The 18983-nt window shown below is 73.1% G+C and carries 18 protein-coding genes; 6 read left to right on the plus strand and 12 right to left on the minus strand.

Annotated features, from left to right (window positions below):
• Positions 1 to 13 precede the first annotated feature (13 nt).
• The 6 genes from AC6I72_RS14955 to AC6I72_RS14980 form a co-directional block, all read right to left on the minus strand.
• Complete coding sequence (locus AC6I72_RS14955; RefSeq protein WP_498001281.1) at positions 14 to 1060, minus strand: SRPBCC domain-containing protein; 1047 nt, start codon at positions 1058 to 1060, stop codon at positions 14 to 16.
• Positions 1061 to 1195: 135 nt separating this feature from the next.
• The gene (locus AC6I72_RS14960; protein WP_498001283.1) at positions 1196 to 1873 is read right to left on the minus strand and encodes a response regulator; all 678 of its coding nucleotides are present in this window, start codon (positions 1871 to 1873) and stop codon (positions 1196 to 1198) included.
• The gene (locus AC6I72_RS14965) at positions 1870 to 3093 is read right to left on the minus strand and encodes a sensor histidine kinase (RefSeq protein ID WP_498001284.1); all 1224 of its coding nucleotides are present in this window, start codon (positions 3091 to 3093) and stop codon (positions 1870 to 1872) included. The genes AC6I72_RS14960 and AC6I72_RS14965 overlap by 4 nt, the downstream gene beginning before the upstream one ends.
• A gap of 371 nt (positions 3094 to 3464) precedes the next feature.
• Positions 3465 to 5135, minus strand: a complete 1671-nt coding sequence (locus AC6I72_RS14970; protein WP_498001286.1) for a polyamine aminopropyltransferase — start codon at positions 5133 to 5135, stop codon at positions 3465 to 3467.
• A gap of 88 nt (positions 5136 to 5223) precedes the next feature.
• On the minus strand, positions 5224 to 5751 hold the full coding sequence (locus AC6I72_RS14975; RefSeq protein WP_498001288.1) for a DUF2617 family protein: 528 nt from the start codon (positions 5749 to 5751) through the stop codon (positions 5224 to 5226).
• A 598-nt stretch (positions 5752 to 6349) separates the two neighbouring features.
• The gene (locus AC6I72_RS14980) at positions 6350 to 6679 is read right to left on the minus strand and encodes a hypothetical protein (RefSeq protein WP_498001290.1); all 330 of its coding nucleotides are present in this window, start codon (positions 6677 to 6679) and stop codon (positions 6350 to 6352) included.
• 151 nt (positions 6680 to 6830) lie between these two features.
• On the opposite strand from AC6I72_RS14980, the gene AC6I72_RS14985 reads away from it, so the two are divergent.
• On the plus strand, positions 6831 to 8018 hold the full coding sequence (locus tag AC6I72_RS14985; RefSeq protein ID WP_498001291.1) for a pyridoxal phosphate-dependent aminotransferase: 1188 nt from the start codon (positions 6831 to 6833) through the stop codon (positions 8016 to 8018).
• Between the two features lie 89 nt (positions 8019 to 8107).
• Positions 8108 to 9289 carry a putative hexosyltransferase gene (locus AC6I72_RS14990; RefSeq protein WP_498001292.1) on the plus strand — a complete coding sequence of 394 codons (1182 nt, stop codon included), beginning with the start codon at positions 8108 to 8110 and terminating at the stop codon, positions 9287 to 9289.
• Between the two features lie 21 nt (positions 9290 to 9310).
• Here the strand turns inward: AC6I72_RS14990 and AC6I72_RS14995 are convergent, their stop codons facing one another.
• Positions 9311 to 9847, minus strand: a complete 537-nt coding sequence (locus tag AC6I72_RS14995) for a YbjN domain-containing protein (RefSeq protein WP_498001294.1) — start codon at positions 9845 to 9847, stop codon at positions 9311 to 9313.
• Between the two features lie 377 nt (positions 9848 to 10224).
• Here AC6I72_RS14995 and AC6I72_RS15000 point away from each other — a divergent pair, with 377 nt between their 5' ends.
• Positions 10225 to 10524: a hypothetical protein gene (locus AC6I72_RS15000; RefSeq protein WP_498001296.1), complete on the plus strand. Its 300-nt coding sequence runs from the start codon at positions 10225 to 10227 to the stop codon at positions 10522 to 10524.
• Positions 10525 to 10537: 13 nt separating this feature from the next.
• Here AC6I72_RS15000 and clpB read toward each other — a convergent pair whose 3' ends face one another.
• A complete protein-coding gene (clpB, locus tag AC6I72_RS15005; RefSeq protein WP_498001298.1) occupies positions 10538 to 13135 on the minus strand; it encodes an ATP-dependent chaperone ClpB in 2598 nt (865 codons plus the stop codon).
• Positions 13136 to 13268: 133 nt separating this feature from the next.
• On the opposite strand from clpB, the gene AC6I72_RS15010 reads away from it, so the two are divergent.
• Complete coding sequence (locus tag AC6I72_RS15010) at positions 13269 to 13688, plus strand: pyridoxamine 5'-phosphate oxidase family protein (RefSeq protein WP_498001299.1); 420 nt, start codon at positions 13269 to 13271, stop codon at positions 13686 to 13688.
• Positions 13689 to 13880: 192 nt separating this feature from the next.
• Here the strand turns inward: AC6I72_RS15010 and AC6I72_RS15015 are convergent, their stop codons facing one another.
• Complete coding sequence (locus AC6I72_RS15015; protein WP_026252727.1) at positions 13881 to 14216, minus strand: Rieske (2Fe-2S) protein; 336 nt, start codon at positions 14214 to 14216, stop codon at positions 13881 to 13883.
• Positions 14217 to 14573: 357 nt separating this feature from the next.
• Here AC6I72_RS15015 and AC6I72_RS15020 point away from each other — a divergent pair, with 357 nt between their 5' ends.
• A complete protein-coding gene (locus AC6I72_RS15020; RefSeq protein ID WP_051812196.1) occupies positions 14574 to 15518 on the plus strand; it encodes a helix-turn-helix domain-containing protein in 945 nt (314 codons plus the stop codon).
• An 80-nt stretch (positions 15519 to 15598) separates the two neighbouring features.
• On the opposite strand, the gene AC6I72_RS15025 is transcribed toward AC6I72_RS15020, so the two are convergent.
• Together AC6I72_RS15025 and AC6I72_RS15030 are read right to left on the minus strand one after the other, a co-directional pair.
• A complete protein-coding gene (locus AC6I72_RS15025; protein ID WP_498001300.1) occupies positions 15599 to 16636 on the minus strand; it encodes a helix-turn-helix transcriptional regulator in 1038 nt (345 codons plus the stop codon).
• 216 nt (positions 16637 to 16852) lie between these two features.
• On the minus strand, positions 16853 to 17959 hold the full coding sequence (locus AC6I72_RS15030) for a sugar ABC transporter substrate-binding protein (RefSeq protein ID WP_498004702.1): 1107 nt from the start codon (positions 17957 to 17959) through the stop codon (positions 16853 to 16855).
• 282 nt (positions 17960 to 18241) lie between these two features.
• On the opposite strand from AC6I72_RS15030, the gene AC6I72_RS15035 reads away from it, so the two are divergent.
• Entirely contained in the window at positions 18242 to 18406 is a 165-nt protein-coding gene (locus AC6I72_RS15035; protein WP_498001301.1) for an LPXTG cell wall anchor domain-containing protein, read from the plus strand.
• A 124-nt stretch (positions 18407 to 18530) separates the two neighbouring features.
• On the opposite strand, the gene AC6I72_RS15040 is transcribed toward AC6I72_RS15035, so the two are convergent.
• A complete protein-coding gene (locus tag AC6I72_RS15040) occupies positions 18531 to 18983 on the minus strand; it encodes a heat shock protein transcriptional repressor HspR (protein ID WP_037850809.1) in 453 nt (150 codons plus the stop codon).

Consider the following 18983-nt stretch of genomic DNA (forward strand, 5'->3'; position numbering starts at 1 on the left):
GCCGCGGGCGCGCTCAGCGGCGGCGGCGCAGGGCCCGGCCCACGACGATCGCCGACGCCACGACCAGTGCGGCGGCGGGGGCCGCCCAGCGCAGGGTGGGCCCTGCCGAGACGGTGAGCGGGGCGGGCACGGGGGCGTAGCGGCCGCGGGGCGGCGCGTGGTCGACCTCCTCCGCGCTGCGGCCGATCATCGTCCGCCGGGCGTGCGCGGCCTCGGCCGGCGGGTCGGCGGGCTCGGCCGGGTGATCGGCGGGCTCGGCGGGGTGGTCGGCGGGCTCGGCCGGGTGATCGGCGGGCTCGGCGGGCAGGCCGGTGGTTCCGGTCCCGTCTTCCTCGGCCGCGTTCCCGGTCGCGCTCCCGGCCGCCTTCTCGTCCGCGTCGTCATCGGCGTCGTCGTCGGCGAGCGGATCGAGGGAGGAGGGCGGGATCTCGGTGTCGAAGACCGAGACGTGCTCGGACGGGTCAGGGGGGCGCTGCTCGCCCGGGGCGGGGGACGGGGCGTCGGCGGCGGAAGGGGCGGCCGGGGCCTCGGCGGAGCCGGGCGGCGGGGCCGGGGTGTCGTCCGCGTCCGGCGCGGCCTCGAAATCACCCGTCGCCAGGGGGGCGAAGTCCTCCGTGGCGAGCGACTGGGCGGTCTCGGCGGCGCCGGCCGCCAGGTTCCCCGCGAAGCGGTTCAGCAGCCGCGTCACCGCGGTCCGTACGGCCTCCGGGTCCAGCTCGGCGATCCGGCCGCCGGCCGAGGCGGTGCCGCCGAAGGTGAGGGCCGCGCCCTCGTCGGTGTCCCGCAGCCGGAGGGTGAGCGCGAGTTTCACCGAGCCGGTGCCGCGGGACTCGGCCGCCTCGCCCTCGACGGCGTACCCGCCGTCGTCGCGGGCCAGGACACGCAGGGTGCCGCGGTAGGTGACGGAGTGGCTGCCGACGCGGATCTTCAGGCGCCCGGCGACGGGATCGGTGCCCGCCTCCTGCTGGAGCCCGGGGACCGCCCGGGCCACCCGCGCGGGATCGGCGAGCGCCGCCCGCAGCCGCCGGGCCGGAACCGGAACGAACACCTCGTGCTCCATGTCAGCCGAGACTACCCAGTAGCGCGCCGGATTACCCTCCCCGGGCGTCCTCCGCCCCCGCCGGCTCCCCGCCTCCCCCGAGCGCCCTCCGCCCCCCGCCGGATCCCGGCTCCCGCGGGGCTCCCCCGTTCCCGGTCAGCTCTCGCCTCCGGGGCGGACCAGCCCCGTCTCGTAGGCCAGGACCACCGCCTGGGCGCGGCTGGCCAGGCTGAGCTTGGTCATCGTGCGGTTGAGGTGGGTCTTGACCGTGGCCTCGCTGATGAAGAGGCGGTCGGCGGCCTCGGCGTTGGTCAGACCGCGGGCGACCAGACGGAGGACCTCGATCTCGCGGGAGGTCAGCGCGTCCAGCACGGCCGGGGAGTCCGCGGGCGCGGCCGGGGTGTCCGGCCGCTCGGTGAACGCCTCGACCAGCCGCCGGGTGACGACGGGTGCGAACAGGGAGTCACCGCCGTGCACCGCGTTCACCGCCGCCAGCAGGCGCTCCGGGCCCGCGTCCTTGAGCAGGAAACCCGCCGCGCCGGCCCGCAGGGCCCCGTACACGTACTCGTCGAGGTCGAAGGTGGTCAGGATCAGGATGCGCGGCGCGGGGTCCGGGGCGTCGGCGAGGATCCGCCGGGTCGCCTCGATGCCCGTCATCCCGGGCATGCGGATGTCCATGAGGATCACGTCCGGCCGGGTCCTCGCGGTCAGGGCCACCGCCTCCGCCCCGTCGGCGGCCTCTGCGACCACCCGCATTCCGGGGGCGGCGCGCAGCAGCGCGGCCAGTCCGCTCCGCACGAGGAACTGATCGTCCACCACCAGCACGTCGATCATTCCGAGACGGCGTCTCCCCCGCGTGCGGCCTGGTCCTGCGCCGGCGCCGGAAGGGTCAGATGCACGCCGAATCCCCCCTCGCGTCGCGGGCCGACGACGATCGTCCCCCCGTAGAGCTTGGCGCGCTCGCGCATACCGATCAAGCCATGGCCCGTGGAGCCGGGGAATCTGGCCAGAACCGCTCCGTCGTCGGTGACCGATACGTCCAGCTCGCCCGGAAGGTAGGCGAGTTCGACGACGGCGTCCGCGCCGCGGGCGTGCTTCAGTACGTTGGCCAGGGCTTCCTGGACCACCCGGTAGACGCACAGCTGCACGCCGGGCGAGAGGGGTCTCGCGGTGCCGCGCACCCGCAGTTCGACGGGGACGCCGCCCGCTCTGACCCGCTCCACCATCTCCTCCAGCCGGTCGAGCCCGGGCGCCGGCTCGGCGGCGGCGCGGCCCGCCGGCACACCGTCCGGTCCGTCCCCGCTGCCCGGCCTGTCCAGAATGCCCTGTTCATCCGTCTCGTCCAGTCCGTCCGCACGCAGCAGGCCGAACATGCGCCTGAGTTCGGCCAGGGCCTCGCCGCCCGCGGAGCCGATGACGGTGAGCGCCTCGCGCGCCGTGCGGGCGTCGGTGTCGAAGACGAACCGCGCCAGGCCCGCCTGGATGTTGATGACGGCCATGTGGTGGGCGATGACGTCGTGCAGCTCACGCGCGATGCGCACCCGTTCCAGGGCGACCTCGCGCCGGGCCCGCCGGGCCTGTTCGGCGCGGAGCTGCACGGTCAGCTCGGCGGTCCTGCGGGCGCCGCGGCCGAACCACCACAGGACGAGCGGGCAGCCGATCGCCTGGCCGACGACCGACAGCATCGTCTCGGCACCGCTGACCACTCCCCCGTAGATCCACGTCCCGCCCAGCAGGGCCGCGCAGGCGGCGGCGGTGCGGGCGGGCCGGGTGGCGGCCACCGTGTAGAGGGCGACCATCGCGGCGGGTGAGTCCACCACCGGCCAGTGGCCGAGGGTGACGTGGACGATCCAGCTCAGGTGGACGAGGAGGAGGACGGCGACGGGGGCCCGGCCGCGCAGGGCGAGCGGCAGGTTCGCGAGGGCGACGAGGGTCCAGGCGAGCGGGCCGAGCGGGGGCCACCCCTGTGTGGCGGCCTCGGCGCCGAGCAGACACGCGACGGCCGTCGGCACCAGGGCCGTCAGGCCGTCGACCGCGCGGGGGTGGATCCGCATCGGCGGAGCCTAGTCCCGGCCCCCGGCCCCTCGCGTCACCCCTGCGCCGTACCGCGGAAGTCGTAGACGGGCGGGTGAGTACCGCACAGGTTGACGGACGGATCCACCCGCCGCGGGATTCGGCCGCCCCGTGGGTGCCCATAGGTTCGTGCGGCGACGGCGGCACGGGGGCCGGACCGGCGAGACGGCGACGGGGGACGTGCCGGGGCCGGCCGGGCCGCCGCCCTACGGGGGGACGCTTGGGGGTACGGCGGCCCGTCCCTCTCCCGGGGGGAGAGCGGGACGGGCCGCCCGTCACGCACGCTCCCCCTCTCCTCCCCTTCCTTCTTTTTCTCTTTCTTCCGCGGGCGACCCGCAGGAACGTTGCTGCCTCAGTTCGCGTAGCGCGGGTGGACGAGCGTCGAGGGTGCCAGCCCGGAGACGCGGGCGCGGGAGGCGGCGCGCGCGTCCGCCGCGAGGGTGCCCGGAGTGAGGGTGCGCGGGCGCGGGGCCCGCGGGTCCAGGGTCAGGGCGGGCGGTGTGCGCGAGGCCAGCACGAAACCCCAGTCGCGGGGCGCGCGGGCCGCCCCGGTGGTCCGGTCGGGCCCCGCGGCGAAGCCGCACTCGCGGCCGCTCACCCGGTAGGGCACAGTCCGCAGCCCGGCCGCGCGCACCGTCGCCTCCACCGTCCAGAACACGCGCGGGCGCGCGGAGAACGGCCCGGCGTGCACCGCCAGCCGCCCGCCGGGTGCCAGCGCGCGTCGCGCCAGGTCGTAGAACTCCCGTGCGTACAGCTTGGTGCTCGCGGTGATGCCGGGATCGGGCAGGTCCTCGATCACGACGTCGTACGCCGAAGCGGGGGCCCGGCGCAGCCAGCCGAAGGCGTCGGCCGTGGCCACGTGGACGCGCCGGTCGGCGTACACATGGCCGTTCAGCGCGGACAGCGCCGGGTCGGTCCGGGCGAGGCGGCCGACCGCCGGGTCGAGTTCGACGACGTCCACCCGCCGGACGCCTCGGTGGCGCAGCACCTCGCGGGCGGCGAGGCCGTCACCGCCGCCGAGGACCAGCACGCGGGCGTGCCGTCCGGCCATCGCCGGGTGGACGAGCGCCTCGTGGTAGCGGCGCTCGTCCTGGCCGCTGACCCGCAGCCGCCCGTCGAGGAACAGGTCCAGCGGACGTCCGCGGGTGCCGCCGGTGAGCACGACCTCCTGGACGCCGGTCTGCAGCGCCACCCGCACGTCACCGCCGTACACCGCGTGCCGGGCGGCCCGTTCGAAGTCGCCGACCATGACGGCGGCCGACGCCAGTACACCGAGCACGGCAAGGTTGACGAGGAGCAGCAGCCAGCGGGCGCGCCGGGACAGGTCGCGGCGGAACAGCCCGAGGACGAGGCCGCCGCCGGCCACCACGTTGACCGCGCCGGTGAGCAGCGCGCCCGTCAACTGGCCCAGCAGCGGGAGCAGGAGGAAGGGGAAGGCCAGGCCCCCGACGAGCGCGCCGACGTAGTCCGCGGCGAACAGGTCGGCGACCGCGCCGCCCGCGTCCTGACGGCGGATCCGCTGGATCAGCTCCATCAGCAGCGGCACCTCGGCGCCGATCAGCAGCCCTATCGCGAGCGAGAAGGCGACCAGCAGGCAGCGCGGGCCGTTCGCCCACGGGCCGCCCCAGGCGCCGGTCCAGGCGAAGACGGCGTACAGGGCCATGGCGCTCAGGCCGCCGACGAGGGCGAGGGTCGCCTCGATGGCACCGAAGCCGATGGCGGCGTGGCCGCGCAGCCGCTTCGCGGCGAGCGAGCCGATGCCCATGGCGAACACCATGACGGAGAGCACGACGGACGCCTGGGTGACCGAGTCGCCGATCAGGTACGAGGCCAGGGCGACCAGTTCGAGTTCGTACACCAGGCCGCAGGCCGCACAGACGAAGACGCCCGCGAGGACGAGGAACCGTCCGGTGCCCGGCCGGACGGGCAGCCGCGCGGGGCGGCTCCAGGAGTGCACCGGGGAAGGCGGGACCGGGCAGGGCGGAGCCGGGCCGGGCGGGGCCGGGGTGTGCGATTCGATCACGACTGCGACGTTACGTCACGGTTGTGGCACGCACCGTCACCCACACGTGTGGAAACGGCAGTTGCCACCGCGCGGGGCCCGGGCGCGTTCAGTTGGCGGTGACCGGAGCCGGTCTGCGTGCCCCGACCCGGGTGCGGGTCGCCACCAACTGGCCGTCCTGCGGGTAGGCGTGCCAGGTGCGCCAGTGCACCTGGCCGTCCTGGCGCTGCGCCAGCATCGCGGTGAAGGCGTGCGGACTGCCCGGGAAGACACCGGCGAGACCGTGCGGGTGGTCGGCGACGAGGGCGAGCAACTCCTGGGCGCGGCCCGCGAACGAGCCGGGCGTGAGTTCCTCGACGCGCGCCGCGAACTCGTACTCCCAGTCGCCGACCCGCTTGGCGACACCGAGGGGGAGCGGGGTGCTCGATCCGGCGATGCAGGCGACCGTCTCCGAACAGGCGCCCCGCTCCTCCTCCAGGAGGACCTGGTGGGAGGCGCCGAGCAGTCTCAACTGGAGGTTCACCCCGGCCATTTCGAGGTCGAGCACGGCCAGGGCGGGCAGCGGCTCACGCCCCAGGGCCCAGGCGAGGTCCGCCGCGCTCGTGTCGGTGTAGGAGGTTTTCAGGGTGGTGAGCATGGATCGGCTCCGCTAGCACGCAGAAGAGAGAAGGGCTGGGGACCCGGCGCACCCCGGTCGGCACGGGGAGGACGGTCCGGTAACCCCGGTTCGGAAACCAGTTCGGAACTGGTCCGGAAGAGGTGTGAGCAGGATGTCCTGGGGGCTGCGTCGGCGAGGTAGAGCGAATCACGAACGGCGGCGCCGCCACAGCGTTTTTACCCAACATCGGAGGGTTTCCATCCCTCAGAGGGCCTACCTGCTCAACTGTTCAACCACGGCGTACGCCACGGCGCACAAAAGGCGCGCGTACCGCGCCCCGGACAACCGCGCGCCCGGCAGGCGCCTGCCGCCGCGGAACCCGTACGCCCGCCGGACGCCCGGCAGTTGGGCTGCCTCCCCCGGACCAGTCGCTCTCCCCCTCCGGCAGCCCACCCTCGTCGGCCGTCCCCGCGGACCGTTCTCCCTGGACCATCACCGTCGGCCGCCCCCTGGACCACCGCCGTCGACCGTCCCGCTGGACCATCGCCGTCGACCATCCCGCTGGACCACCGCCGTCGACCATCCCGCTGGACCACCGCCGTCGGCCGCCGCCGCCGTCGTCCTCGTCGATCCCCCGTCAGCCGCCCCCGCACCCGCCGCCGCAGGACGAGCCGCCCCCGCACGAGGAACCACCGCCGCACGACGAGTGGCCGCCGCACGAGTGCCCCCCGCAGGAGTGGTGACCGCCCGAGTGGTGCCCCGACGAGCCGCCGTCCGACGGGCCCGCGTCCGACGACGCCCACCAGCCGACGCCCCCGGCGCTCCCCCCGCCCGCGCTGTACGTCCGCACGCGCCGGCGCTTGGACAGCCGGACCCCGCCCGCGTGCCGGCGCTTCGCGCGCCCGGCCGAGACCAGGCAGCCGGCCACCGCCAGCACGACCAGCGCCATGAGAACTGCGGAAACCATGGCGTCACGCTCCTTCCGATCCCCCGGGGCAGCCCCCGGAAGTCCCCCGAAACGGCCCCCCGTGGGCGTCTCGTTCGCTGCGTGCCCGGGAGATGCCCCGCCGCCGCACCGGCCAAAGCGCACTTGAGGAACTCCAGAGCTTGAGCGCAGGATGTCCGGCATGACCTCCAGCGCACGCCCGTTCCTCAACCGCCGGCTCGCCGAGTTCGGGACGACGATCTTCGCCGAGATGTCCGCCCTGGCCGTCTCGACCGGGTCCATCAACCTGGGGCAGGGCTTCCCCGACACCGACGGTCCCGAGGAGATCCGCGAGGCCGCCGTGCGGGCGCTGCGCGAGGGGCGGGGCAACCAGTACCCGCCGGGTCCGGGCGTCCCCGAGCTGCGCGCGGCCGTCGCCGACCACCAGTCGCGGCGCTACGGCCTGGCCTGGGACCCGGACACGGAGGTGCTGGTCACGGCGGGCGCCACCGAGGCGATCGCGGCCACGCTGCTGGCCCTGCTGGAGCCCGGGGACGAGGTGGTCGCGCTGGAGCCGTACTACGACTCCTACGCGGCCTGCATCGCGATGGCCGGCGGCCGCCGGGTGCCGGTGACGCTGCGCCCGCACGACGGCGCCTTCCGGCTGGACCTCGACGAACTGCGCGCCGCCGTGACGGACCGCACCCGGCTGCTGCTGATCAACACCCCGCACAACCCGACCGGCACGGTCCTCACCCGCGAGGAGCTGACGGCCGTCGCCGAACTGGCGGTCGAACGCGATCTGCTGGTGGTCACCGACGAGGTGTACGAGCACCTGGTCTACGACGGCGCCCACCACCCGCTCGCGGCCCTGCCCGGCATGCGCGAGCGCACCGTCTCCATCTCCTCCAGCGGCAAGACGTTCTCGTTCACCGGCTGGAAGGTCGGCTGGGTCACGGCCGCCGCCCCGCTGGTCACCGCCGTGCGCAGCGCCAAGCAGTTCCTCACGTACGTCAGCGCGGGCCCGTTCCAGTACGCGATCGCCGAGGCGCTGCGCCTGCCGGACTCCTACTTCGACGGCCTGCGCGCCGACCTGCGCCGCAAGCGGGACCTGCTCGGCGACGGCCTGCGCGCCGCCGGGTTCCAGGTCCACCGGCCCCAGGGCACGTACTTCATCACCACCGACATCTCCCCCTTCGGCGAGAAGGACGCCTACGCCTTCTGCCGCGCCCTGCCCGAACGCTGCGGTGTGGTCGCCGTCCCCAGCTCCGTCTTCTACGACGACCCCCACGCGGGCCGCACCCAGGTCCGCTTCGCCTTCTGCAAGAAGGACGAAGTCCTCCAGGAGGCCGCCGACCGCCTGCGCGTCCTGGCTGCCTGACCGCCCGGGTACGGCCGAAGGGCGGTGTCTTCCGCCCGGGGACCGGGTCGCCACGGAGGTACGGGAGATTCGTCCCGCAATATGACCATGTGACCAGTGTCAGTGCCCTGCCACCGTCCCCGCCCGTCGCCGAGCCGGGCGCCGCGCGGAAGGTCCTGCTGCGCCCTGTCGTCACGGCAGCCGTTCTGTTCGCCGCGGTGCGGGCCGCCGGGGTGGCGGTGGCCGCCGGGGTCGCGTGGACGCACGGGAGGCATCCCCTCGCGCTGCTCGGCCGGTCCTGGGACTCCCTGTGGTACCTGCGGATCGCCGCCCACGGCTACGGCTACGTCGAACGTCCCCGGCCCGGTGTCGTCCACAACGACCTGGCGTTCTTCCCGCTCTACCCCGCGCTGATCCGCGCCGTGCACCTGCTGCTGCCGGTGAGCGGGGGCGCCGCGGGGCTGGTCGTGGCGTGGTCGGCCGCCGCGGTGGCGGCCGGCGGGATCTACGCGGTCGGCGCGCACCTGCACGGGCGCGCCGCCGGCACCGCCCTCGCCGCGCTGTGGGGACTACTGCCGCACTCGGTCGTACTGTCCATGGGGTACAGCGAACCGGTGCTCACGGCCTGCGCCGCCTGGGCGCTGTACGCGGTGCTCGCCGGGCACTGGGTGCGCGCGGGCGCGCTCGCCGCCCTCGCCGGACTGGCCCGGCCCAACGGGGTGGCCGTCGCGGTGGCCGTGCTCGCCGCCGCGGCCGTGGCGGTGGGGCGGGCCCGCGCCCAGGTTTCCCACAGGCTGTGGACGGGCGCCGCGCTCGCCCCGCTGGGCTGGACCGGCTACGTGCTGTGGGCGGGGCACCGCACCGGCGACCCGCTGCGCGGGTACCTCCGGCTGCAGCGGCTGTGGGGCTCCCGCTTCGACTTCGGGCTGGGCGCCCTGCGCTTCGTCAAGCACCTGCTGGTGCACCGCGAGGCGTTCCTGTTCTTCGGCGCGCTGACCGTCGTGGCCGCGGGCCTGCTGCTGTACGCGCTGCTCGTCCTGGACCGCGCGCCGCTGCCGCTGGTGGCCTACAGCGGCGTCCTCCTCGGCCTGGCCTGCGGCGACGCGGGCTTCTTCCAGTGCAAGCCGCGCTTCCTGCTGCCCGCCTTCCCGCTGCTGCTGCCGCTCGCGCGGGCCCTGGTGCGCACGGCGAGAGCCCGGCCCTGGCACGCGGCCGTGGTGGCCTGCGCCCTGGCCGGGCTCTCGTTCGCTTACGGTGCGTATCTGCTCGCGGTCACGCACACGCCGCTGTAGGCGGGCGGGACGCCGCGGGGCTCACGCCTCGCTGTCGCCGTCCTCCGGCTTGCCGGCCTCGTCGGCCTCACCCTCCAGGCCGAGCTGCTCGATGAGCCAGCGGTCGAACTCCAGGGCGGCCCGCACCCAGCTGACCGTCGAGGAGACGAAGTGCTCGATGCTCACACCCATGCCGATCAGCATCTGCGCCTCGCCGATGAGGCGGACGGTGCCGTCGTCGTGGGTGTGCGTGTAGACCTTGGGCCACAGGGTGCGCCGGTTCCAGTCGTCGATGGACTCCAGGAGCTGCGGCTTCTCGTCGATCTGGTGCGGCCGGTCGTAGAACGTCCGCACCGAGAAGACCTGCTGGTCGTCCTCGCCGCGGAACATGAAGTACGTGCGGAACTGCTCCCACGGCGCGACGAGGTCACCCTCCTCGTCGACGAGGTGCTTGAGTTCCATCTGGTCCAGGAGCTGCTTCACGAGATCCTGATCCGGGACGACGGGGCCCGCCGGTCCTTGGGGCTGCGGCTCGGGCTGGCCCCCGAAGTTCGGAATCGAGGACGGGTCGATGCTCACCGTGTTTTTCCCTTCGTACGGATCCTGCCATCCTCCCCCATGCGGGGAGGGGGGTGGCAAGCCCCGGCGGGGCCTGTCAGCCGTGGGCTGACATGATCCGGCCCACGGGGTGACACCGTACGGGGAACGGGGGCCGAAATGGCGCGCAGGACGGGCGGGGCGAAAGGCCGCGGCGGAGCGCCGCGGCGTCTGTGGTGGCCGGTCGCGGCGGTCCTCGCGGTGCCGGTGGCGGCGGCCCTGGCCGCCGTGGGCGTCCTCGTCGCGCAGGTGGCGGGCGGGGCCCTCGGACGAGAGCCCGGCAGCCCCCGCAAGGCGCCGTGCGCCGAGGCGCTGGCCTTCGGCGGGGCGAAGCTGCCCGCGGGCGCCTCCGAAGCGCGGTGCACGGTGCGGACCTGGCTGGACACCGACTACGAGGCCCGTTTCCGGATGCCTCGGGCGGACGTGCTGGCTGGCTGGGCGCCGCCTATCCGGACGCGCCGCTGTCCAGGACGCCGTCCTGCGCCCTGGACTCCGCGGACATCTGTCTGGACCTCGGCCTCACCGAGGGCGACGGAAACTACGCCGGGCGGGTCCCCGGCCGCACCGACCCCGGTTTCGGCGCGTCGGCCGTCCACGTCACCGTGAAGTACGAGGGCCCGGACCGGGCCCTCGTCACCTTCACGGCGTTCACCGTCTGACCGGAAGCGGCGCCTACAGCGTCTTCCCGGTCGCCGGCCCCACCAGCAGGCCCCCGCCGAAGCGGTCCACGCGGACCGTGTCGCCGTCCTTGATCTCGCCGGAGAGGATCTCCTTGGCGAGGCGGTCGCCGATGGCGGTCTGCACCAGACGGCGCAGCGGCCGGGCACCGTAGGCCGGGTCCATGCCCTCCTCGGCCAGCCACGCCAGGGCCTCCGGGGTGACGTCCAGGGTCAGGCGCCGTTCCGCGAGCCGCTTGGCCAGGCGGTCGATGGCGAGCTTCGCGATCCGGCTCAGCTCGTCCTTGGTGAGCGCGGAGAAGACCACCAGGTCGTCCAGGCGGTTGAGGAACTCCGGCTTGAAGGAGGCCCGGACCACCTCCAGGACCTGCTCCTTCTTCTCCGCCTCGCTCGTGACGGGGTCGACCAGGAACTGGCTGCCCAGGTTCGAGGTCAGCACCAGGATGACGTTGCGGAAGTCGACCGTGCGTCCCTGCCCGTCCGTGAGGCGGCCGTCGTCCAGCACCTGGAGCAGGATGTCGAAGACCTCCGGGTGCGCCTTCTCCACCTCGTCCAGCAGGACGACGCTGTACGGGCGGCGGCGGACCGCCTCCGTGAGCTGTCCGCCCTCCTCGTAGCCGACGTATCCGGGCGGGGCGCCGACCAGCCGGGCCACGCTGTGCTTCTCGCTGTACTCGGACATGTCGATGCGGACCATGGCCCGCTCGTCGTCGAAGAGGAAGTCGGCGAGCGCCTTGGCCAGCTCGGTCTTGCCGACGCCGGTCGGGCCCAGGAAGAGGAACGAACCCGTGGGCCGGTCGGGGTCGGAGATGCCCGCGCGGCTGCGGCGCACGGCGTCGGACACGGCGCGTACGGCCTCGCCCTGCCCGATCAGCCGCCTGCCGATCTCGTCCTCCATGCGCAGCAGCTTCTGCGTCTCGCCCTCCAGCAGGCGGCCGGCCGGGATGCCGGTCCAGGAGGCGACGACGTCGGCGATGTCGTCGGGGCCGACCTCCTCCTTGACCATGGTGTCCTTGGCGGCCTCCTCCTCGGCGCGCGAGGCGGCCTCCAGCTCCTTCTCCAGCTCCGGGATCTCGGCGTACAGCAGCTTGGACGCGGTGTCGAAGTCGCCGTCGCGCTGGGCGCGCTCGGCCTGGCCGCGCAGGTCGTCCAGCTTCTCCTTCAGCTCACCGACCCGGTTGAGGGACTGCTTCTCCTTCTCCCAGCGGGCGGTCAGGCCGCGCAGCTCCTCCTCCTTGTCGGCGAGGTCGCGGCGCAGCTTCTCCAGCCGCTCGCGCGAGGCCGCGTCGGTCTCCTTGTCCAGGGCCAGCTCCTCCATGCGCAGCCGGTCGACGGCGCGCTGGAGCTCGTCGATCTCGACGGGCGAGGAGTCGATCTCCATACGGAGCCGGGAGGCCGCCTCGTCGACGAGGTCGATGGCCTTGTCGGGCAGGAAGCGGGAGGTGATGTACCGGTCGGACAGGGTCGCGGCGGCCACCAGCGCGGAGTCGTTGATCTGCACCTTGTGGTGGGCCTCGTAGCGGCCCTTGAGCCCGCGCAGGATCGCGATGGAGTCCTCGACGCTGGGCTCGGCGACCAGCACCTGCTGGAAACGGCGCTCCAGCGCCGGGTCCTTCTCAATCCGCTCGCGGTACTCGTCGAGCGTGGTGGCGCCGACCATGCGCAGCTCGCCGCGGGCCAGCATCGGCTTGAGCATGTTGCCCGCGTCCATGGCGGAGTCGCCGCCGGCGCCCGCCCCGACGACGGTGTGCAGCTCGTCGATGAAGGTGATGATCTGCCCGTCGGAGTCCTTGATCTCCGCGAGGACGGTCTTCAGCCGCTCCTCGAACTCGCCGCGGTACTTGGCGCCCGCGACCATCGCCCCGAGGTCCAGGGCGACCAGCCGCTTGTCCTTGAGGGACTCGGGCACGTCACCCTTGACGATCCGCTGGGCGAGCCCCTCGACGACGGCGGTCTTGCCGACGCCGGGCTCACCGATGAGGACCGGGTTGTTCTTCGTACGCCGTGACAGCACCTGCACGACACGGCGGATCTCCTGGTCCCGGCCGATGACCGGGTCCAGCTTGCCCTCACGCGCCGCGGCCGTGAAGTCGGTGCCGAACTTCTCCAGGGCCTTGTACTGGCCCTCGGGGTCGGGTGTGGTCACCCGGCGCCCTCCCCTCGCCTTCTGGAACGCCTCTTGCAGCTTCTTCGCACTCGCACCCTGCCCGGCGAGCACCTCGCCGACCGCGCCGCCCTTCGCGGCGATGCCGAGGAGCAGGTGCTCGGTGGAAAGGTAGTCGTCGCCCAGTTCCCGCGCCCGGTTCTGCGCGTCCGCGATCACCGCCAGCAGCTCGCGGTTGGGCTGCGGCGGCGCCACGGTGGAACCGGTCACACTCGGCAGCGACGCGAGGACACGCTCGGCGCCCGCGCGGACGGACGCCTGGTCGGCGTCGACGGCCGACAGCAGGTCGATGATGTTCTCGTTGTCCTGGCCCTCGAGCAGCGCGAGGAGCAGGTGGGCGGGGGTCAGGTCCGGGTGCCCCCCGGTCACGGCCCGGTTGCCGGCCGCCTGAATGGCGTCCCGGCTCCTGTTGGTCAGCTCGGCGTCCACGGTCGCTTCTCTCCTCCTTGGCGTCAGCGGTCCTCGCCTCAGCGGTCTGCCACGTCTCCCACTACTGACTCAGTCAACGTACACAAAGTTGAGTCTATTCCACTCAAGGCCGTTCGACGCCTACATTCTTGCCATGGCCACCACCAGATACACCCTCGACCCGGGGGCTCCCGACGCGCCGTACCTCAGCTTCTGGCGGGAACGGCACGTGTGCACACTGACCACCCTGCGCCCCGACGGCACCCCGCACGTCGTACCGGTCGGCGTGACCTACGACCCCGGGGCGCGGCTGGCGCGGGTGATCACGAGCAGCACGAGCACCAAGGCGAAGAACGTGCTGGCGGCCGGCGAGGAGGGCATGCCCGTGGCGGTGTGCCAGGTGGACGGCCGGCGGTGGGCCACGCTGGAGGGACGCGCCCGCGTCCGCACGGAGCCGGAGCGGGTCGCGGAGGCGGAGCGCCGCTACACCGAGCGCTACCAGCGCGCCCCGCGGGAGAACCCGCTGCGCGTGGTGATCGAGATCGAACTGACCCGGGCACTGGGGCGCGGCTGAGCGCGGGCGGAGCGCGCAGGGGGGCGCGGTCACGGCCGGGGCGTGGACAAGGGTCTTTTCCGGCCAGAGCAGAAACACGGCGGTATCCGTGGAAATCCCCCTGAAACTGCAGCGGCGTCACCGTGTTCAGGTCACGGTGACGCCGCTGCGGGGGGAAGCACCTGAGCGATCTGTTACGACGGGGGAATCGCGTCAGGCACTGCGGGGGGTGGCTGAGATGGTCCTGATGTCGGCGGGCTCCGGCGCCACCTGCCGGTGGTCCCGCTGGTCCAGGTTCACGAAGATCATTCCGTATCGGATGGCACACCGTACGGGCTGCGGCGCCCCCCGAGGACGTCGCAGGCACCGGTACGCCCGTACGTCACCGTCCTCGTCCCGCGTCACGACGACCGGCTCTCCGAAGACGGTCACCATCAGCGAGTCACCACTGTGGGGGATGGCGGTGACCAGGTCGATGAAGTGCCAGCCGGAGCGGTAGGCGGTGGCCATTTCACGGCGGAAGGAACGGTCGTCGGGTGGTGTGGTCACATCAACTCCCGGCTCCATCTGTCGCAGCGGTGCCATTGCCCGAGGTGGTGGAGTTCACGGCCACGGCCGGCCAGGTGCTGTTCGCCTGAACATCACTCTTCGCACCGTGGATGCCACTCAGCGCGCCGAGGGCCACAACGGCGGAGAAGGCGGCGACAAGCACCGAGCGAAGCAGTCTGTTACCCATAATCGGCTTCGTCCTCACTTGAAGGTCCCCTTTTCCCCCGTCACGTACGACGATGGCTCATTCGGGCACGTCATGGCCACACAATCGGTGCATCATGTTCCTGCATGTTCAGGACCCTGGGGGGTGGAGATTTGAGTACCAATCACATAAATCCGACACATCCCCATGCGATGAGCGAGCTGTGCGGGGACGGCAGCCGCCTGTACGCGGCGGCCCTGCGTGCGGGACGTATCGCCCGCACGGAGGTGGAACCGGCACCCTGCCTGATGGAGTTCGCCCTGCTCCATCCCGATCCGGACGACCCGGACTGGCTGCGTCCCGTCTCCCCCGCCCTCGCCCTCGCCCAGCGGCTCAACCCCATCGAGCGGGAGATCACCGAACGCCGCCGGGCGGCCACCGACCTCGCAGACATCTTTGAGCCGTTCATGGCCCTGAGCGCCCAGTCCACCTCCGGCGGCGACTCGATCACCGTCCTGGAGGGCGGCGAGCGGATCAACACCGCGCTCAACCTCGCCACGGCCCAGTGCCGTACCGAGATGCTCACCGTCCAGCCCAGCGACCGGGTCTCCGAACGCAGCGTACTGCGCGGCCTGGAACGCGACCGCCCGCTGATCGAGCGCGGCGTCCGGATCCGCACCCTGTACCAGCACACCGCACGGTACAGCCAGGAGAAGCTCGCCTACGCCGCCCATCTCGCCGACGGCAAGGTGGAGTACCGCTCCATCGACGAACTGGTGGAGCGCCTCATCGTCTGCGACGAGACGGTCGCCTTCATCCCCACCAGGGACGACCAGCAGGTCGCGCTGGAACTGCGCCACCCCGGCCTGGTCCGCTACCTGATCAAGGTCTTCGAGTTCATGTGGAGCCGCGCCGTCCCGCTGAGCGCCGGCACCCCCTACGAGACCGCGCCCGACGGCATCACCGAGATCCAGCACTCCATCGCCAAACTCCTCGTCGAGGGCCACGTGGACGAGGCCATAGCCCGCCGCCTCGGCATGAACGTCCGCACCTGCCGCGCCCACATCGCCAAGCTGGCCACCGCCCTGGGCAGCGGCAGCCGCGCCCAGCTCGGCTACCTCATCGCCCAGTCCGGCATCCTCAAGCAGGAGCCCTGAACCCGCGGACCGCCACCCGGAGCCCCGGGCCCGCACCTCGCCGGCGGGCGCCCTGAGACCCGCGGGCGGAGCCGGGCACCTCACCGGGCGGCCGCAGCCCCCCGGCCGGGAGCCGCGGGGACACCGCCCCTGCGCGGCGGGCCGTCCAGCCCCGCCTGCGCGATCCGCACCCCCAGCTGCGTACGGCTGGCCGCGCCGAGCGTCTCCGACAGCCGGGCGATGTGCGCGCGGCAGGTGCGCACGCTGATGCCCAGCCGCTCGGCGATCACCGCGTCCTGGTGGCCCTCCGCCAGCAGCGCCGCGATCGACTGCTCGCGGTGGGAGATGCCCTCGATACCGGTGTCCGGCAGCGGCGCGGTGAGCGGGATCGCCAGCCGCCACTGCCGCTCGAAGACCGTCACCAGGTACTCCACGAGCGCCGGGTGGCGCAGTTCCAGCGCCATCGTGTGGTCGGCGTTGGCGGGGATGAAGGCCACCGTGCGGTCGAAGAGGATCAGCCGGTCGATCACCTCGTCCAGCGTGCGCGCCTCGGCCGCGTCGCCCATCAGCTCCATGTAGTTGAGCAGGCCCTGGCCGTGCCGGGCCACGTGCGTGTACAGGTCGCGCATGCGCACCCCGCGGGCGCGCAGCGCCAGCGCCCGGGGCAGCCCCTCCGACAGCTCGTGCTCGCGGCGGATCCCGCCGGGCTGCACGGTCAGCACCTCCCGCGTGCACACCTGGGTCGCCTCGTCCATCGCCGCCTGGATGCGGTTCAGGCCGTCCAGGACCCGGATGGCGCTGCCCTCGGCGCCCGCTGCGGGCACCCGCACCTGGCGGCCCAGGCCCGCGTACCGCTCGAAGGCCGCCACCGCCGAACCCACCCGCCGGTGGCTCTCGCTGACCTCGTCGTACATCCCGCGCAGCAGACGCGTCATGACCTCCTGCGGCGCGGTGGGCACCAGGAAGTCCATGTCGTCGGGGTCCGGGTGCAGCAGGGCCAGTTCAAGCAGACAGGGCACCGGACCGGCGTCGCCGCGCGGCACCCGGCCACGCCGTACGGCCCGGGAGTACACCCGATCCCCGGCTTCGCACAGTCGGTCGGCGCCGTGAGGATGCTCCTGCGCCCCGTGCCCGGCCATGGCCCATCACACCCCCGGTTTCCGCGTGGTTCCGCAGCGCAACTATGCGCGGCCCGGACCGGCTGTGCAACACGGCTCCTGGCGGCCCGGACACCGGAAAACACCGTTCCCACCCGGTATGTACGGCCCTTGCCCCGCGCCGAGCGGCACGCCGGCGGCGGCCTCGCGCCCTCGGTCCGACCCGTACGGGGGACCCGGCCGTCGTGGCCCCGCCGGCTACTCGAGGCCGGCCTCCGCGCAGTCCGCGCTGTACTTGGCCGTGCAGATGTCGGACACCTTGTAGATGCCGTCGGCGATGACCGTGTCCTTGATGTTGCTCCTGGTCATCGCGACGACGGAGACCATCTGCGACGGGATGCTCTTCGTGGTCGGGCTGTCGGCCCTGTCGCGGGTGAGCGAGTCGAACTGGATGTCCTTGCCCTGGACCTTGGCGACGGCCATCTCGGCGGCGTTCTCGGCCTCGGTCGGGTAGGGCTTGTACACGCTCATGTACTGGTCGCCGCTGACGATCCGCTGCACGGCGGCGAGTTCGGCGTCCTGGCCGGTGACCGGCGGCAGCTTGGTCACGCCCACCGCCTTCAGCGCCTCGATCGCCCCGCCCGCCATGCCGTCGTTGGCGGCGTAGACGGCGGCGACGCCGTTCTTGCCGAGCGCGGCGATCGCCTTGGCCATCTGGCTGCGGGCGATCTCCGCCTTCCAGTCCTTGATGTCGTAGGACCTGGCGATCGTCACCTTGCCGTTCAGCTGGGCGAGGGCGCCCGCCTTGAACTGCTTGGCGTTCGGGTCGGTCGGCGAGCCGTTGATCATGACGACCTGCGCCGAGCTGGACGCCTGCGAACCCAGCGCCTCCAGCAGCGAACGGCCCTGCACCTCGCCGACCAGTTCGTTGTCGAAGGAGATGTACGCGTCGATGGGGCCCTCGGCGAGCCGGTCGTAGGCGATGACCGGGATACCGGCCGCCTTGGCCTTCTTCACCTGGACGGCGATCCGGTGCGCGTCGACGGCGTCGAGCAGGATGACGTCGACCTTGTCGCCGATCATCTTCTCCATCTGGCTCGCCTGCCTGCTCGCACTGGCACCGGCGTTGGCGTACTCGACCCTGCCCTGACGGTGGGTCAGTTCGGCGACCTTGTTCTTGACGGCGGGCGCGTCGAACCGGTCGTAGCGCGTGTTCGCCGTCTCCGGCAGGAGCAGACCCACCGTCAGGTCGTTGCCCTTGGTCGGGCTCGCCTTGCTGCTGCTCCCCGACCCCCCGATCGCCCCGCAGGCGGCCAGCGGGAAGGTCAGCGTGGTGGCGGCCACGGCCATGGCGATACGACGCATCGAGGTGCTCACTTCTGGTGCCTTCCGGACGCGGGCGCAGCATTGCGGCCCAGGTGCCTGAAAAGCCAACGCGTCAGCCCCTACCGGCGTCAAGCGGAACCACTTAACGAGATGACAACACCACGCTCCGCTGCCTGTGTGGCGGCTTTGCGGACCCTTGCGGAATCTTCTCCAAACACCCTTTACCGACTCTCCACCCGGTGTGCGCCGCAGGGCGGTTCAGGAACGGCCCATCGACGGGCCATCGAAGGGCAAAGAGTCCAGCGGCCCCACGGGCGGGCGGTGGGGAGCGGCGGGGAGCCGGAAGCGACCGCCGCGGGCGGCGGCTCGCTCGCCCACACCGGGGCCTCGTCCACGGGCCTGTACGGCGCCCTCGCCGGCGTCCTGGTCGCCCTGGGCGGCGCCGCCGCCTGGATCGGTGCCCGCCGCCGCGCGGCCCGCGGCTGACCCACGGCCGACAGGCCGAGAGGGGCCCGGATCTCTCCGGGCCCCTCTCGGCCGTGCGTGTGTCCGGGCAGCGCACGCGTCCGGCCGGGCGCGTGCGCGGGACGGTCCGCCGTGGCGGCGGGCGTCAGTCCGGGGACTGCTGCCGCTTGGGCCGCCACACCACCAGCGCGCTGGTCTGCTGCACCTCCTGGTACGGGACGAGGTCCCGGCGGTAGGAGGCGTGGACGGCGGCCTCGCGCTGGCGCATCGTGGCCGCGGCGCCCTCCAGGGCCGACTGCAGCTCCGCGACGCGGGACTGCAGCGCGGCGACCTGGTTCTCCAGTTCGATGATCCGCTTGATGCCTGCCAGGTTGATGCCCTCGTCCTGCGACAACTGCTGCACCTGACGGAGCAGTTCGATGTCGCGGGCCGAGTAGCGGCGGCCCCGGCCCGCGGTGCGGTCCGGGGACACCAGGCCCAGCCGGTCGTACTGACGGAGCGTCTGCGGGTGCAGTCCGGACAGCTGCGCCGCCACGGAGATGACGTACACCGGTGTGTCTTCCGTCAGTTCGTACGGGTTGCGGCGGCGGCCGTCCAT

This window comes from Streptomyces sp. Xyl84, from assembly GCF_059731885.1.